General features: G+C 42.3%; 14 protein-coding genes. 10 read left to right on the plus strand and 4 right to left on the minus strand.

The features are described 5' to 3' along the window. Nucleotides 1-5: 5 nt before the first annotated feature. A complete protein-coding gene (nth, locus tag FZC79_RS06390) occupies nucleotides 6-656 on the plus strand; it encodes an endonuclease III (RefSeq protein WP_148945981.1) in 651 nt (216 codons plus the stop codon). Continuing rightward, nucleotides 656-1,171, plus strand: coding sequence for a YpoC family protein (locus FZC79_RS06395; RefSeq protein WP_148945982.1), 516 nt, complete (start codon nucleotides 656-658; stop codon nucleotides 1,169-1,171). Before nth ends, FZC79_RS06395 begins: the two co-directional genes overlap by 1 nt. A gap of 1,237 nt (nucleotides 1,172-2,408) precedes the next feature. Here FZC79_RS06395 and FZC79_RS06410 read toward each other — a convergent pair. Then, a complete protein-coding gene (locus FZC79_RS06410) occupies nucleotides 2,409-5,042 on the minus strand; it encodes a penicillin-binding protein 1A (protein WP_252183262.1) in 2,634 nt (877 codons plus the stop codon). Between the two features lie 77 nt (nucleotides 5,043-5,119). Beyond that, the gene (gene recU, locus FZC79_RS06415) at nucleotides 5,120-5,725 is read right to left on the minus strand and encodes a Holliday junction resolvase RecU (protein ID WP_148945986.1); all 606 of its coding nucleotides are present in this window, start codon (nucleotides 5,723-5,725) and stop codon (nucleotides 5,120-5,122) included. 113 nt (nucleotides 5,726-5,838) lie between these two features. Here recU and FZC79_RS06420 point away from each other — a divergent pair, with 113 nt between their 5' ends. From FZC79_RS06420 to FZC79_RS06430, 3 genes are all read left to right on the plus strand, one after another. Beyond that, nucleotides 5,839-6,840 (plus strand): DUF2515 family protein, encoded by a 1,002-nt coding sequence (locus FZC79_RS06420; RefSeq protein WP_353733599.1) that lies wholly within the window; start codon nucleotides 5,839-5,841, stop codon nucleotides 6,838-6,840. Between the two features lie 444 nt (nucleotides 6,841-7,284). Next, the gene (locus FZC79_RS06425; RefSeq protein WP_148945988.1) at nucleotides 7,285-7,539 is read left to right on the plus strand and encodes a hypothetical protein; all 255 of its coding nucleotides are present in this window, start codon (nucleotides 7,285-7,287) and stop codon (nucleotides 7,537-7,539) included. Between the two features lie 171 nt (nucleotides 7,540-7,710). Beyond that, nucleotides 7,711-8,073 (plus strand): YppE family protein, encoded by a 363-nt coding sequence (locus tag FZC79_RS06430; RefSeq protein ID WP_148945989.1) that lies wholly within the window; start codon nucleotides 7,711-7,713, stop codon nucleotides 8,071-8,073. A gap of 46 nt (nucleotides 8,074-8,119) precedes the next feature. On the opposite strand, the gene yppF is transcribed toward FZC79_RS06430, so the two are convergent. Continuing rightward, nucleotides 8,120-8,311: a YppF family protein gene (yppF, locus tag FZC79_RS06435; protein WP_148945990.1), complete on the minus strand. Its 192-nt coding sequence runs from the start codon at nucleotides 8,309-8,311 to the stop codon at nucleotides 8,120-8,122. Between the two features lie 245 nt (nucleotides 8,312-8,556). Here yppF and FZC79_RS06440 point away from each other — a divergent pair, with 245 nt between their 5' ends. Continuing rightward, nucleotides 8,557-9,057, plus strand: a complete 501-nt coding sequence (locus FZC79_RS06440; protein ID WP_252183263.1) for a YppG family protein — start codon at nucleotides 8,557-8,559, stop codon at nucleotides 9,055-9,057. Nucleotides 9,058-9,189: 132 nt separating this feature from the next. On the opposite strand, the gene FZC79_RS06445 is transcribed toward FZC79_RS06440, so the two are convergent. After that, nucleotides 9,190-9,636 (minus strand): Hsp20/alpha crystallin family protein, encoded by a 447-nt coding sequence (locus FZC79_RS06445; protein WP_148945991.1) that lies wholly within the window; start codon nucleotides 9,634-9,636, stop codon nucleotides 9,190-9,192. 136 nt (nucleotides 9,637-9,772) lie between these two features. On the opposite strand from FZC79_RS06445, the gene FZC79_RS06450 reads away from it, so the two are divergent. The 4 genes from FZC79_RS06450 (at nucleotide 9,773) to FZC79_RS06465 (ending at nucleotide 15,103) form a co-directional block, all read left to right on the plus strand. Further along, entirely contained in the window at nucleotides 9,773-10,558 is a 786-nt protein-coding gene (locus FZC79_RS06450) for an alpha/beta fold hydrolase (RefSeq protein ID WP_148945992.1), read from the plus strand. A gap of 105 nt (nucleotides 10,559-10,663) precedes the next feature. Then, nucleotides 10,664-12,940: a DEAD/DEAH box helicase gene (locus tag FZC79_RS06455; protein WP_148945993.1), complete on the plus strand. Its 2,277-nt coding sequence runs from the start codon at nucleotides 10,664-10,666 to the stop codon at nucleotides 12,938-12,940. A 78-nt stretch (nucleotides 12,941-13,018) separates the two neighbouring features. Continuing rightward, nucleotides 13,019-14,266: a ribonuclease H-like domain-containing protein gene (locus FZC79_RS06460; RefSeq protein WP_148945994.1), complete on the plus strand. Its 1,248-nt coding sequence runs from the start codon at nucleotides 13,019-13,021 to the stop codon at nucleotides 14,264-14,266. 543 nt (nucleotides 14,267-14,809) lie between these two features. Beyond that, nucleotides 14,810-15,103 carry a CotD family spore coat protein gene (locus tag FZC79_RS06465; protein ID WP_148945995.1) on the plus strand — a complete coding sequence of 98 codons (294 nt, stop codon included), beginning with the start codon at nucleotides 14,810-14,812 and terminating at the stop codon, nucleotides 15,101-15,103. Nucleotides 15,104-15,349 lie beyond the last annotated feature (246 nt).

The following is a 15,349-nucleotide window of genomic DNA, read 5'->3' on the forward strand; positions in this document are numbered from 1 at the left end:
ATTATATGTTGAATAAAAGTCAAATAGAGTACTGCTTGACCGAAATGGAGAGAATGTTTCCTGATGCTCACTGTGAGTTAAACCATAGAAATCCCTTTGACCTCGTCATTGCCGTTCTTTTGTCAGCTCAATGCACGGATGTCCTGGTCAATAAAGTGACCAAAAGTTTATTTGAGAAATATAAAGAGCCGGAAGACTACTTAAAGGTCAGTCTGGAAGAACTGCAGCAGGATATCCGTTCAATTGGACTTTACCGAAATAAGGCAAAGAATATAAGAAGTCTTTGTGAGATTCTTTTGGAAGAGCATGCTGGGGAAGTCCCGCAAACAAGAGACGAGCTTGTCAAACTGCCAGGGGTGGGGAGAAAGACGGCTAATGTAGTAGTTTCTGTTGCATTTGGGGAACCCGCATTGGCCGTAGACACACATGTTGAAAGGGTCAGTAAAAGGCTGGCTATCTGCCGCTGGAAAGATAGTGTACTCGAAGTCGAGAAAACGTTGATGAGAAAGATTCCAAGAGAGAAGTGGACTGATACCCACCACCGCCTGATTTTCTTTGGAAGGTACCATTGTAAAGCCCAGTCTCCTCAATGTGAATTATGTCCACTTCTGGATCTTTGCAGGGAAGGCAAGAAGCGGATGAAGAGTAAGAAGTAATGAAGAAACTTTATCAGGTACCTGAAGAGGTTACGCATTCCTACTTCTATAGTGAATCAGAAGATGAGGTCTTCATTGATGACGAGAACATGGATTCACTGCACCCTGTTTTTTCATATGAAATCCTTTACTACAATGATGGCAGTCATTTAGGGGCGCCCTGGGGGGATCCTGTCTCCATAAGAAAGGTGGAAGGGACTCTGACGGAACTGCGTGAAAAACTGAATGAAGCTTTTTCTAGGCGTGCTTCTGTTGAGGTAAAGGGACTAATGAAAAAAGCGGCTGCACAGTTCATAATGTATTTATTTTGGTCAAACGGCAAACCTGTGAATCTTCTTAGGTTGAAAGAAGAGCTTCAGCTTCTGTCAATAAAACCGGTGAACGTGGCTGAAAGGCTGGATTTTGTTTTAACACAGCCGTCTTTGTTTCATTCTTACAAGCAGCTGGATCAGTTGTTCATCGAACAAACAAAGCAATATGCCAAGAACCAGGCTCTTCAAAAACACCGTCATTAAATCAAAACCACCAGTTTAAACTGGTGGTTTGCTCTGCGGCTGGAAGCCTTCCTTACAAGCCTCGGCCTAAAAGGCCCAATGAATTATTTTCTCTGGCTATATATTCCGGCTGAAAAAAACGAGGAGAAATAAGCGGAGAAATTCCGCTTATTTAAGTCATAGGGTGAAAAACAGCTATAATAAGCGGAGAAATTCCGCTTATTTGTATAAAAGATGCGAAAATAGTTCGTTTCGCTGTGCTTAAGCGGAAAAATTCCGCTTATATACCCTAAATAACATTCAATTCTTAAGCTTAACCGGAAAAACTCCGCTTATTTTAGGCTTTATTAATGCCAATCAACAAGGATACCTCCTCTCCTGCTGGAAGGGCATGTAGTGATAAGGAACCGGCTTTTTCTATAGAAAGAGGTTGTTCTATACCGCGCTATAAGCTCTCTGGAGCCCCCTTCATAGCCAGGGGGTTTTCAAGACCATAAAAAAAGGCTGTTTTCGCATAGATTGTTGCTTTCGGAAAAATACCAAGAGCCGGATTTTTCCCTGGATACGGAGGATTTTCTCTGTAAAAGGAGGGAGTAGCTCTTTTCTCTCATGCTTAACAGGTTATGTGGAGGGAATTATGATTTTATTTTCCGAATGAGATTATAAATAGCAACAAAGTTTACGAAAAGAGCTTTTAAAAAGGCTGTTTTCTCAAAGATTGTGGCTTTATAAAACAAAATGGATTTCCGCTCCAGGCGTACGACTCCGCGGGGCGGGCGGTGAGCCTCCTCGGCTGCGCCTGTATAAAAAGTGGAAGCGCCTTGGTCAGCCCCGACAGGCAAATGTTCTCAAGAGAAAAAAAGGCGATCTTTCCTTTTATTCTCTTGAGGTTATTTGACCCCGAGGGGCTAGGCGCTGGAACTAGATTGCGGGGTCTCACCTGTCCCGCTAGTCCCGCAGGAGATCGTACGCCTTCCGCTTCAATCCTCCTTGTAAAGAGGGATGAAGGTAAAATCGTTTTTAAATCAGCAATTTATTAGCAAACACCCTTTAAATAGACTGTATCCGCATTTGATTGCTTTCGGCAGTATCTCACATCAGATATTAAGATTTTTCTCTAAACCGGTTAACCACTCATTTTTTTGGATAGCCGAATAAAATTGCGTTATCTTACGAAATTAATATGAAAAAGCAATAAAGTTTACGACAAGAGCTTAAAAAAACAGCGTCTGACTATGTCAGACGCTGTTTTTTTGTATTATTGATCATCATTAGAGTTAGTGTCTGTTCCAGTGCCGCCGGTGTTTCCATTGCCTTCGCCTTGGTCTTCGCCAGCATCATCGTCATTTTCCTCGTCAGTGCCATCTTCGGCAGGTGGTGTCGTTTCATCCTCTTCATTTTCACCATCGCCGTTTCCTTCACCATTTTCTTCCTCATCCTCTTCATTGGCACCGTCTTCGTTTTCTTCACCTTCAGGAGTTTCTTCTATATCCTCTTCAGGCTCCTCCTCAGGCTCTTGGCCCTCAACGTTGACGGTAACTGATACAGGCTCACTGCGCTGTTCTCCATCGACAGCAGTTACGGTGAATGTGTAGCTTCCGTCAGCTGCGATGTTCTCAACAATCAGTCCCTTTTCAGAAGTAGTAGAGAGGACTTTGGAATCTTCTCCATTGAAGGATGCTTTAACTTCAAAGCTTGGTTTACGATCATCATCATCATAGTCCCAAGTTAAGGTGATGGTTTTTTTGTCGTTATCGAATTCTCCCTCCAGCCCTTTTGGAGCAGGTATTTTATCGAATTGTTCAGAGACTTTGCTTGGCTCTGTCCCTCGAACAAATAATTCATAAGTAATCCTGTCTTCCGGTGTGTAATCACTTGGAAGCCGTGCAGGGTTGGATCCTTTTTCTACAGGAGATTCGACCACACTCTTAGGTTTCTTGAAGTCCTGTGTGTCGATATCCTGTGAGACGTAGCTCATGATGTCTTTGACGATATACTGAGCAATTCTTCGTTCTAAAGGATTTAACGAATACTGCATTTCTTTATATCCCGTCCAAACGGAAGCCGTATAGTTTGTTGTGTAGCCTACGAACCAAGAATCTGGTGCTTCGTTCTTAGGGATACCATTTTCAGCTATATAGGTCTTATCATAGTTAGTAGTACCTGACTTTCCAGCCATAGGCAATCCTGGGACATTTGCATAAATTCCGGTAGCGCCTGGCTGCAATACATCCTTCAGCATGTCATTGATCATATAAGCGGTGTAATCTTTCATTACCGTTTTCGGTTCAGGATCAACATTTACCTCAGTTTCTCCATCTCTTAAAATAACCTTGGTGACAGAGTGCGGTTTGTTGTAGATTCCGCCATTTCCAAAGGCTGCATAGGCTCCAGCCATTTGAACACTGTTGACTCCTGGTGTTGCTCCAATAGCAGAAGATTCATAAAGGGGCTCATCAAACTTTAATCCTAAGTTTGCGATGAATTCTGTTCCCTTATCAATTCCTACTTCTTTCAAGGCTTTAACAGCAGGGACGTTTCGGGAATCCCATAATGAAAGCCTCATAGAAACATCACCTTTGAATTGGCCGTCCCAGTTATTGACCTCTGTGCCCTTCTCATAGGTATACGGCTCATCTTTAAACTGGTGGTAGGTTGACCATTTTTCATGTTCAATTCCAGGTGCATAATCAAGAAGGGGTTTAATGGTTGAACCAGGCTGTCTTTTTTGATCGACAGCAAAGTTGAATCCACGTTTGTTTTCTTCTCCATAAGCCTGGCCGCCGCCAATAGCGCGTATTTCCCCGGTTTGAGTGTCGAGAAGGGTAATCCCGGCCTGGAATATCTCTTCATGACGAGTGGGATAGTCAAAATCAATCGCTTCACCTGCAAGAATAGCTTCCACACGCTCCTGTGCTTTAGGATCTACAGTGGTATAAACCTTCAGGCCGTCCGTAAACAGGTTATAGTCTCCAAGCTCCGCTACCTCATCAATCACAACATCAACAAATGCTTGATATTTATCAATAGAGCGTTCTTCTCTTGCTTCCTCGGAAACGAGAGACTCTGTGACAGGCATTGCCTGCGCCTGTTCCATTTCTTCCTGGCTGATTTTTTCATGCTGGTGCATCAAGCTGAGAACGATATTTCTTCGCTTTTCAGCATTTTCCGGATAATCAAAAGGATTATAGTTATTAGGGCTCTGCGGCATTCCGGCAAGCAGTGCTGCCTCATGCAGCTCAAGGTCCTTTAATTCTTTTCCATAATAATAGGTAGCAGCAGTGCCGAAGCCATTGATCCCGGCAGACATATATACCTTGTTGAAGTACATTTCAAAAATTTCCTGCTTCGTGTAATCCTGTTCAAGCTTGACTGCAAGCCACGCTTCCTGCGCCTTTCGTTCCAGCGTTTTGTCAGGAGACAGGAAAGATCCTTTAATGACCTGCTGAGTAAGGGTGCTCGCACCCTCTGAACCGAATCCATTAGTTACGTTGGCAATCACCGCACCGCCCAAACGGATTATGTCGATCCCGTTATGTTTATAGAAGCGGTTATCTTCGGTAGCAAGTATGGCATCTTCCATTAGAGGAGGAATCTGTTCATAATTGACATAATCCCGCTTCTCTGTCCCTACGGTGGTGATCAAATCGCCGTTCATATCGAAAATTTCTGAAGCGATCGGATCTTTCAAAAGAGACTCGTCCAACTCGGGTGCTTTGCTGGCATAGTACGCAAAAAGGCCTGCTCCTGAAAGCATCCCTATGATCCCAATGATAAATAAACTGATAATGGCCTTTGCAAAAAAAGATTTCTTTTTGCCTTTGCCATTACCTTTAGCCTTTTTTTGCTGAGCAAGGCGTTTTTCTTCCCTGGATTTATATTGACCAGACATAGTGTGTATCCTCTCTTTCATCTTCACTCCACTTTCGCTGCATGCTCTCTAATTGCACTTCAGCTGGAGCCTTGATTTTAAAAATATAATGAATGTACCGTCTTGAGATAATCAATTCGGGGATGAAAGCCTAAAGAGATTTTCACTCCATCTGCTTCAATCTCTTCTTTCTTGATAGATTTTCTTCCGCCCTGATTCATTCTCTGCCAATACTTATAAAGCTCTATGAATTTCATGAAGAAAATTTCCTCTGTCGTTGAAAAACGGATTAAGATAAACGCAATGCCATCCTGTTCATCAACCTGTTTCATATGCTGAATTTGATGGCTGTGAAGATTCTGCAGTGGGAAAGAGGTTTTGTTCCTCGTTTCTTTTGCTTCAAAATCAATGTATCTGCCTTTATAAAGTCCATTGTAATCCGTCGTAGAAGGCTGTTTGAAATATGCCTCCTTAATGACTGCCGCACTTCGCTGGGGATAGTGGACATCGACAATTTGAACGGGTGTCGGTTTCTTATGGATAACGGCGACTCCATTTGCAAGATAATATTTATTGGTTTCGTTGATATCCTCCTCAAGAGTCATTCCCCGGTTGCTATATGAGGCTTTTTTTGCCCCCGTTTTTTTATTGACGGGGGAAGCCTTCTGAATGAATTTTTTTCCATTGGGATAATGGAAGTTCATATTCCCACCTCACAAACTAATCTATATCATATCAGATACGTCAAGATGATGGGTGAATAAAAATGCCTAAATCTCGTTAACATAACCCTATAATGACGAACGGGGCGGTTAATATGGCCAAAATATCCTTTTTTCACGGGTTTTTACCCGAATGCTCGCTTGCTGAAACTCCTGAACAAATAATCAGAACCATTCGCGAACAAACCTTTAGATATAACCGAGATAATATATCAAGAACAAAGGCTTATCAAGAGTATTACCTATTACATCCAGAAATAAAATGGTCTTTTTTAGCCTCGATGGTCTCCCGGAACGCCGGATGGAATATGTGTGACCTGCAAGGGGCCTGGTTTCCGTCGATGATTGATGCAAAAACAAGGAAGGCTCTATTCCTGACTTATGAACGGGCCAATTGGCTGATCTTTCAAGATATATTTCCTCAGCTCCTGATACATCACTATAAGACGGAAATAGAGGAAGAAATGTTTCACTTATTTCGTGAATTTTTTGTGTCTTCGTTCATGCAGGAGGAGTGGAGGGGGTTTTGGGAGACAGGAGACAGGGACAGGTTGATGCAGTCCTTGATCATCAATGAACAAAATGTTATAGAAGAACCAGTTATCGGGCATCCGGTTTATAAAAGGAGAGTCTTTAAAAGTAAATTGTTTTTCCTGGAAGACCGATTTCATTTCTCTTCAGTTGTTTTTCCCACGAAGAGGGGGAACCTTTACGGAGCCAGTGTGAGTGACTTCAGAAAATTGGACAGCAGGATTGCTCTTGGAAACAGATTATCTCAAATTTTGTTTAAGGAAGATTTATACCCGCACTTTAAGGAATTTGCACTTTCTACAGAACCCACCGGATCCAGGAGGGATTATGAGCGCTTTTGCCAAGATGCGCCTTATACAGGCACTCCACTATTAAGAACGGTATATGAGGAACAAGAGCACCATGTTCACAAGCAGCTGGAAGATTGGTCAAAGAAAAGAAAAGTGAAAGAAAGCTGGTTCCAGAGGTCGGCGTTTGAAGAACCGGTAAAATTGACAGAGTGGTTCTTCCGTAAGCAGAGACAGATTCACAAACTGATTAAACTGGAAGAACTGTTCAAGAAATAAATGCTTTCATCAAATCTCGGGGTTCATGCTGTTATAGGAAGCAAGGTTTTATGAGCTGCGGTATCAACAAAATCAGAGGCCAAATAACAATGCCGGCGATGCTTCTTCCATGAGCATGCCGGCACTGTATAATAAAATGTATTAAGTAGATGGACGGTCGGGACCTGATAATTTTGGATTGCCTTGTCCAGCTTTCGTTTCGCTGCGCTTCGCTTCTTTAATTCTTTGTTCCTTGCTTTCGTTTTTTGCCATGATCCTTAACACCTCCTCATTATATTGTTCGAAATAGCTGCGGTTTTCATGCAGTGATTCTGTCGAAAGACTTTGCTCAACTTGTTTGATTCCGACTTTCTTTGCCGAAAGAGTACTAGTTTTGTCAGGGTGGAAGGTGCCGGTAAAAGAAGAGCGAATAGGTATATAAACGAAATTCGAGGAGGCTTTAAAATGGTGTGCAAAGATGACCTGCTCCTGCTGCTGACGGATATTGAAAGTCAATTGGATGAATTGGAAGAGATCATAAACGTGAAGGTTACCGAAGAAAGAAATTCACTGGTCAATGAGAGAAAGTTAAAATTGGCAAAGGCTGAAAAAAAATATACCAAGGCGGAGACGCGTGTTCTTCTCAAAATGAGCTTATACGGAGAAACCTCTCTTGATAAAGCGATGAATAATCTTGAATTATCTTACAAAACCACATAAAATGAAGAAACAATAAAAGCAGCTGGCAAAAGCTGCTTTTTTAAATTCATAAAAGCCGGTTCTCAAAGAGTAATCATGCTGAAAAAGGATACTGGCGGAAAAAACCTATTCAGCAGTACAAGAAACAAAATAATCTGCCTCATAGGCATCTTAAAGCAAAGGAGAGGTTGAATGAATAATTTAGGGAAATTAACTTCAGAACTCCTGGAAACCAATGGAGAAATCTTAAAAATATATAAAGAAACACGAGAGCGGGGAGAAAAAGGCGATTTTTATCAAGAAGTAAAGCCTTTTGCAGATGGAGCCAAAGAAAAGATCGACCTTTGGCAGGAAACGGCCCTGGACTGGATGAAACAAGACAGACCGAAAAACCTTCACCCCAGCCAGATTATCAATACAGCTGAAAACTTGGAGATGATTTCTATACAAGCCTTTTTCCCGGAAGCAAGTTATAAAAGATTCATCAGCCATTCTCAGTCTGTGCACTATGTGCTTAAAACAGTTCTTGAACAATTAAAGGAAGAACAGCAATAGAAAAGGGGCAGGATTCTAAAAGAATCTGCCCCTTTTATTTATATAATTAATGTGAAACCATCGGAGCGTCCGATGCAGGATAGGCTGCTTCAATTTCCTTAACAAGCTGCCTGTATTCCGTAATCGTAATTTCATTCAATATGTAGCATTTTCGGGCAAAAGTCAGAAGTTCATTTAACGAGGCTGGTTTAAAGTTGTATTTCTCTTGAAATAATTCCTGAATAGTTTCCAAATTCATTATGAATCCTCCCCTTTGTTACGTTAGTATCAGCAGGTATCTCCCGCTTCCCCTTACATGCTTATACTAACATGGATTGCCAAATTTTAAAGTTGTAAGAAAAATGGAACTTCCGACAAAGTTCTGCAATTGTCGAATATTCTTTTGAATTAGAGAGACCAAAGGCCAAACAGGGCATCTGCACATTTTTTCTGAGAGAAACATAGTTTATAGCAGAGATTCCTTTGTCAGGAGGATGAATGGAAATGTATCAGTTTCAGAATCAGTTTCAGAATAGGAGACTTCCTGCCTACTACCGTTATAACGGGTATCAAAACACATATAATGGCACCATGCCTTATCCCCATTATGGTAATCCGCAGCAGTACCAGCAAACGCCCTATTCACAGCAGCTGCCTTATGGTTATGAGCAGGGGTATCAAAACCCATCCGGAGAATATGGAATGTACGCCCATGGCAATCCTTATGCCAATCAGTACTTCCAGAACCCGCTACAGCCTGATGAAACCAGTTATTCACAAAGCGGAAGTTATAACGAGTATCAAGGAATGGTGAATCCATACCCTAAAGGAAGTTTTATGGCAAAGCCGCAATCCTCAGGGGTGGGAACAATCATGAAGTCCTTTAAATCACAGGATGGTTCCCTTGATTTTAATAAAATGGTGAATACGGCCGGGCAAATGATGAACGCTATGTCACAAGTCTCTTCGATGGTTAAGGGTCTGGGAGGTATTTTCAAGGTTTAGGATAAGTGTAGAAAAAAGCTCAGGGCCTGCCCTGAGCTTCTTGTAATGATTGAGAGAATAAAAGGGGGAGCTGGTTCATTCTAATGGCAGCAATTTTCGAGCCAAGGCTGAACAGGGTCCTTCTATATTCTTTTACAATTCTACTTTCTTCCCCTTTAATTTCCCTATCTTTAACGTCAATAATCCATCCTGATAGGAAGCCTTTACCTTACGTTCATCCACCATGCCGGGGAGCGGGATTGTTCTGGAGTTGTGCTGCTTCAGCTGTTTCTGGAAAAAGACGTTTGATCTTTCATTTTCAGAAGTGTGGATTTCTTCATTATGGACTGAAAGGGTTACATAATTTTGAAAAACATCAATATCTATTTGTTCTTTCTTCACCCCGGGCAGCTTGGCTGTGATCGTATAATTTGTTTTTGATTCTTTAAGCTCCACTGGAAATCCTCCAAAGGGGAATGGTGAAGAGAAAAAGCCATCGATGCTTTCCAGGATCCCTCGCACCGGCTTTTCTTGAAAAAAGGAATCCATCAATTCACCAAACTTGGGTTTCTTTTTATCAGGCAGGTTACCATCCATCATACTTGTCTCCTTTCAAACCGTTTTCACGATTTATTTTATGTGGGTCTGCAGGGAATTGTGTTAATGTCCCCGCACGTTTAGCCGATTTCTTGAAGGGCAATATAAAGAATAGATTCTGAAGAAGGGCGGGATAAGAATGGATACTCAGCGTGTCGGCATAAATGAACTTGCTTATAAAGATATGGGTGAAGGACAGACAGTCATTCTGCTGCACGGTTTTTGCGGAAGCTCCGACTATTGGGAAAAAGTCATTCCATTGTTAGACCAATATCGTGTAATTGCAGTAGATCTTCGCGGACATGGAGGATCCGGAATTCCAGAAGGAGGATATTCCATAGAGGATATGGCTAAGGATATATACTACTTCATGGACCAAAAGCAATTGAAAGATGTATATATGCTGGGGCATTCACTCGGAGGATATGTGACTCTGTCCTTTGTGCAAAACTTTCCTGACAAGCTTAAAGGCTTTGGATTAATTCATTCAACGCCGCTGCCGGATAATGAGAGTACCAAGGATAAAAGGACAGAATCTATAGATAAAATTGATTCAAAGGGCATGTATTCTTTCATTGACGAAATGGTTCCAGCTCTTTTTAGTAAGGACAGGCTGGAAGAACTTAAAGAGGAAATCAATAAAGTAAAAGAGATTGGGTATAACACCAGTCCGGCTGGTGCAAAAGAAACACTGAAAGCCATGCGCAGCCGAGGAGATTTGCAGCATGTCATTGAAAGCGCCAGTCTTCCGGTTTTATTGGTGGCAGGAGCCAATGACAGCGTTGTTCCAAAAGAAAAAACGTTTACCTCAGACCGCCCTCATATTAAGAAAGTACTGCTGGAGAATTCGGGGCATATGGGATTATATGAAGAGCCGGAAAAACTCTCTTACGAAATAAAGAACTTTATAGAGGAGACCAAATAAAGATGAGATGCCGGGTGATATTGGCCAAGCCAATTATTACCTGGCATTTTTTTCTCTTTTTATTCGAACGTTTATTCGCTAAAATAAAGAGAGAGGTGAAAAAGCATGCTTCGTAAAAGAAACTTGCAAGAGATGATAGATCAATTTCAACAACAGACAGAACATAAAGGGCAAATTGTCCATTGGCATACTATAGAAGAAAAAAAAGCACAGGTTAGAGAATTACCGGAAAGAATTCATCCCAAACTGAAGTCAGCTTTAAATAAGCGGGGAATAGAAAATCTTTATACACATCAGGCGACCGCTTTCGATACAGCCATGAGCGGGAAGAGTTTTACAGCAGTTACGCCGACTGCTTCGGGAAAAACACTCTGTTACAACCTGCCTGTGCTGCAATCCATATTAGAAAACAAGAATACGAGAGCTCTCTATATATTTCCTACCAAAGCTTTGGCTCAGGACCAGAAGAGTGAACTGAATGAGATTATCGCTGAAGCGGATGCCGCGATCAACAGCTATACATATGATGGCGATACTTCTGCGAATATCCGCCAGAAGGTCAGGAAAGCCGGCCATATTGTCATTACGAATCCAGATATGCTTCATTCTGCCATTCTGCCTCATCATACGAAATGGGTATCACTCTTTGAAAACCTGAAATATGTTGTGATTGATGAACTTCATATTTATCGAGGTGTATTCGGCAGCCATGTCAGCAATGTGATAAGGCGGCTCAGGAGGATTTGCAGGTTTTATGGCAGTGACCCTATATTCATTTGTACCTCGGCCACCATCGCCAATCCCAACGAGCTCGCAGAAGGGCTGACAGAAAAGAAGATGGAGCTGATTGATAATAATGGGGCGCCGAGCGGTAAGAAGCATTTCGTGTTCTATAACCCGCCCATCGTCAACAAGCCATTGAATATCAGGAGAAGTGCGACCCTTGAAGTGAGGGATATAGCAGGAGCACTGCTGAAAAATAAAATACAAACAATTATTTTTGCAAGAAGCAGAGTCAGGGTGGAAATCATTCTGACCTATTTACAGGAGCTGGTGAAGTCCCAACTAGGCCCGAAGTCCATCCGGGGATACCGAGGTGGATACCTGCCGACTCAGCGGCGTGAAATTGAAAAGGGCTTGCGCAGCGGAGAAATATATGGAGTCGTCAGTACGAATGCGCTGGAGCTGGGTGTGGATATAGGCCAGCTGCAGGTGTGCATCATGACCGGTTATCCCGGGACAATCGCTAGTGCCTGGCAGCAGGCAGGAAGGGCAGGAAGAAGACAGGATGAGGCGCTGGTCATCATGGTTGCCAGTTCAAGTCCCCTCGATCAATACATCATTGAAAATCCCAAATACTTCTTCGAGAATTCGCCTGAGACTGCCCGTATTAACCCTGACAACTTGATCATTCTGATTGACCATCTTAAATGTGCTGCTTATGAATTGCCCTTTAAGGAAGGAGAGCAATTTGGCGGATTGGATATAGAGGATATTCTTGACTTTCTAGCTGAGGAACGTGTCATTCACAAAAATGGAGAAAAATGGTATTGGATGAATGATTCATTCCCTGCACATAACATCAGCCTGCGTTCTGCTTCACAAGAGAATGTCATTATCATTGATCAAAGCGATGTTGCCAACGTGAAAGTTATTGGAGAAATGGACAGGTTTTCGGCTATGACACTTCTTCATGATGAAGCCATTTACCTGCATCAGGGCATCCAATTTCAAGTTGAGCTTCTGGATTGGGAGGAGAAGAAAGCCTTTGTAAGGGAAGTGGATGTAGACTATTTTACCGACGCCAATTTAGCAGTTCAGCTGAGGGTGCTGGAAGAGGACAAATCGAAGTCCAGTGAATCCGCTGAAACTGCCTATGGCGATGTCACTGTCCAGGCGATGGCCACCATCTTTAAGAAAATCAAGTTCGATACACATGAAAATATCGGTTCAGGTCCGATTCATCTGCCTGAAGAAGAGCTGCATACCAGTTCAACCTGGGTTTCGTTAAAGAAAGAGATAGATCTATCGACTGACCGGATCGAACAAGGATTAATTGGACTCTCGCAAAGCTTGAAGGCTATTGTGCCATTATTCGTCATGTGTGATCCAAGTGACGTCTATGTGGTTCCGCAGGTCAAAGCTGCTCACAATGAAAAACCTACTATTTTTATCTACGACCGCTACCCTGGGGGAGTAGGGCTCAGCGAAAAGGTTTATGATCAAATGGGTGATATTTTGCTGGAGGCTAAGAGGATGATAGCAGGATGTCTATGTGAAAATGGCTGTCCTTCTTGTATCGGCACAGATATTTCATCAGACGAGGCGAAAAACGATTCGGTAAAATTGCTGGATATGTTTCTGGAAAGCATTTCTGATTAACAGAGCTGGAATGGCTGCGTTAAGTTAAAAGAAATCTTCAAAATTATCTATAGCCGGTCATCGGAAGGGAGGGATACAATGTCACTAAAAAACAAGCTGAATCGCATGAAAAATCATATAGTGAGAGATAAGCCGGATCAGCATGTTGAACATCTTGAGCCTGTTGTAAGGATGGAGATTCCCTTCTTGGAAACCTGGACATCCCACGGAGTCAAACCCTATTATTTAGATGAAGATTATTGTCTGATTCTCGAGAAGACATACAAATTGTCCGATTACCATGGAAAATATCGCTTGGGGCAAATAAAAGACGCGGTTGATGCCTGGAATCAGTTTGAAGGTACGCACCCTCTATCTGCAAAAGGACTTGCTGTGGAAGATCTATTCTTCTTTGACACAGAAACTACCGGCCTCGGAGGCGGCACAGGCAATACCATCTTTCTTTTGGGTTATGCAAAGGTAAAAGGAGACCAGCTAATCTTGAGGCAGCATATCCTTCCTCGACCGGGAAGTGAAATTCCTCTATATCACAGTTTCCTTGAAAAGGTAGACTATAACACCCTTGTGACTTATAACGGCAAAGCATTTGACTGGCCGCAGGTAAAAACCAGGCATACTTTAATCAGGGAGCATGTACCTAAACTTCCTTCATTTGGCCACTTTGATCTATTTCATGGAAGCAGAAGGCTTTGGAAATCGAAGATGGATTCTGTCAAATTAAGCAATGTGGAAAAAGAAATCCTTGATTTTCATCGAACGGATGATGTCCCCGGCTACTTAGCTCCGATGATTTATTTTGATTTCGTTGAGCGGAAAGACCCGGAAGGAATGTTTAAGGTCCTCCTTCATAATGAATTGGACATCCTGTCTTTGGTTGTGCTTTACGTTCATCTGAGCTTTCAAATACTGGGCATTGATTCAACTCAAAGCAGCGATGAAAAACTGCTGGTCGGAAAATGGTTTGACTACTTGGGAGATAAGGAGCAGGCTGTGAAAAAGCTGGAACAGCTTATTTCAGAATCAGCAGGCCCCGAGTCATTGGCTGCAAAACATACGCTGGCTTTTCAATATAAACGGCTGAAAAATTATTCCACCGCATATGACTATTGGAATGAAGTAAGGGAAACGGGACCGGAAGATCTAAGATTGGAAGCCTGTATTGAACTGGCCAAGCTGTCAGAGCATCAGTTCAAAAGGTATGACAAAGCCTTGATGTTTAGTGAAAAGGCTTATGAGGAAATGAAGGAAAGAGCAGTATCTAATGAGAAGGTATCTTATGACTTGGAGAAAAGACTGGAGAGACTCGAAAGAAAATTAGCGAAATAACGGTCATTTCCCGGGTAACCGCAGCATTCGCTAACTTTTTCAGCGTTTGTCGAAAAAAAGCAGGCATTACCTGCACGGATGAATGGATGTCAGGCTGTAACTGAGGAACTCATGCTGTGGTTTAATCGTTCTGCTGGAAAGGTGCTGCACTGCAAATTAAGTTGTCAAACAACTGTCACGTTTTCCATTAATTTCTTATTGAGGAATCTCCTGAGCTTTTGTAAAATGTTGAATTGTGTTGAAATTCGTTGATTCTAATTTTGAGATAGGATGATAATCGATGAGCAGAGCTTTAGTTTTTCTTTTTTTCGTAGTCATAGGCTTAACCGCTTTCATCTTTTCAAGCATGAAAGACGGCTCTTATACGTTGCTTGGATAGCTTGATTCCTTATATGGGCAGGTCTTAAGCCTGGATTGCTTCTAAAGTATCCGCAGGTTATACCGGCCAAATCCCTAAAAATAGGTATTTGCATTAGTACATGTTCTACCCTTTCATCATAGGCTGTTAATGTAAAGGAACAAAAGATGAAAGGAGAAATTAGTATGCATCGCAGACCTAATCAAGTTCTTCCGACAGTTATGCATCCTACCAAATGCTGTACAGTAAATAACTTCTCAACGTATGAAGTGCCGCATGTTCATCCCCAGCATACGACTGTCGTAAATAATCAAATGTACCAGCATAAGCATTATTTCCCTCAATCACAATCGATGGTGGATAGTGTATCCCACCAGCACTTCAATTGCGGTCAGGGACCTGGACCAGGAGGCCCTGGCGCGACGGGACCTATGGGACCAATGGGCGGCCCTATGGGACCGTTCGGACCAGGCAGATAATGTTAGAAACCAAGGACAATTTTGTTCTTGGTTTTTATTTTGTTTGATGGTCTTGAAAACTCCTGGCTATGCCGGGGGTTCCAGAGAGCTTATAGCGTGGTATAGAACACCCTCTTTCTATAGAAAAAGCCGGTTCCTTATTACCACATGCCATTCCAGCAGGAGGGGAGGTATCCTTGCTGATTGGCATTAATATAGCCTAAAATAAGCGGAATTTTTCCGGTTAAGCTTAAGAATTAAATGTGA

Source organism: Rossellomorea vietnamensis (genome assembly GCF_008180615.1).
Classification (GTDB): domain Bacteria; phylum Bacillota; class Bacilli; order Bacillales; family Bacillaceae_B; genus Rossellomorea; species Rossellomorea vietnamensis_D.

Coding starts and splice junctions, on each gene's coding strand:
- recU (WP_148945986.1), bottom strand. CDS start 5,725: ATGAACTTCCATTATCCCAATGGAAAAAAATTCATTCAGAAGGCTTCC.
- FZC79_RS06450 (WP_148945992.1), top strand. CDS start 9,773: ATGGATACTCAGCGTGTCGGCATAAATGAACTTGCTTATAAAGATATG.
- FZC79_RS06460 (WP_148945994.1), top strand. CDS start 13,019: ATGTCACTAAAAAACAAGCTGAATCGCATGAAAAATCATATAGTGAGA.
- FZC79_RS06440 (WP_252183263.1), top strand. CDS start 8,557: ATGTATCAGTTTCAGAATCAGTTTCAGAATAGGAGACTTCCTGCCTAC.
- nth (WP_148945981.1), top strand. CDS start 6: ATGTTGAATAAAAGTCAAATAGAGTACTGCTTGACCGAAATGGAGAGA.
- FZC79_RS06445 (WP_148945991.1), bottom strand. CDS start 9,636: ATGATGGATGGTAACCTGCCTGATAAAAAGAAACCCAAGTTTGGTGAA.
- FZC79_RS06430 (WP_148945989.1), top strand. CDS start 7,711: ATGAATAATTTAGGGAAATTAACTTCAGAACTCCTGGAAACCAATGGA.
- FZC79_RS06420 (WP_353733599.1), top strand. CDS start 5,839: ATGGCCAAAATATCCTTTTTTCACGGGTTTTTACCCGAATGCTCGCTT.
- FZC79_RS06410 (WP_252183262.1), bottom strand. CDS start 5,042: ATGTCTGGTCAATATAAATCCAGGGAAGAAAAACGCCTTGCTCAGCAA.
- FZC79_RS06465 (WP_148945995.1), top strand. CDS start 14,810: ATGCATCGCAGACCTAATCAAGTTCTTCCGACAGTTATGCATCCTACC.
- FZC79_RS06395 (WP_148945982.1), top strand. CDS start 656: ATGAAGAAACTTTATCAGGTACCTGAAGAGGTTACGCATTCCTACTTC.
- yppF (WP_148945990.1), bottom strand. CDS start 8,311: ATGAATTTGGAAACTATTCAGGAATTATTTCAAGAGAAATACAACTTT.
- FZC79_RS06425 (WP_148945988.1), top strand. CDS start 7,285: ATGGTGTGCAAAGATGACCTGCTCCTGCTGCTGACGGATATTGAAAGT.
- FZC79_RS06455 (WP_148945993.1), top strand. CDS start 10,664: ATGCTTCGTAAAAGAAACTTGCAAGAGATGATAGATCAATTTCAACAA.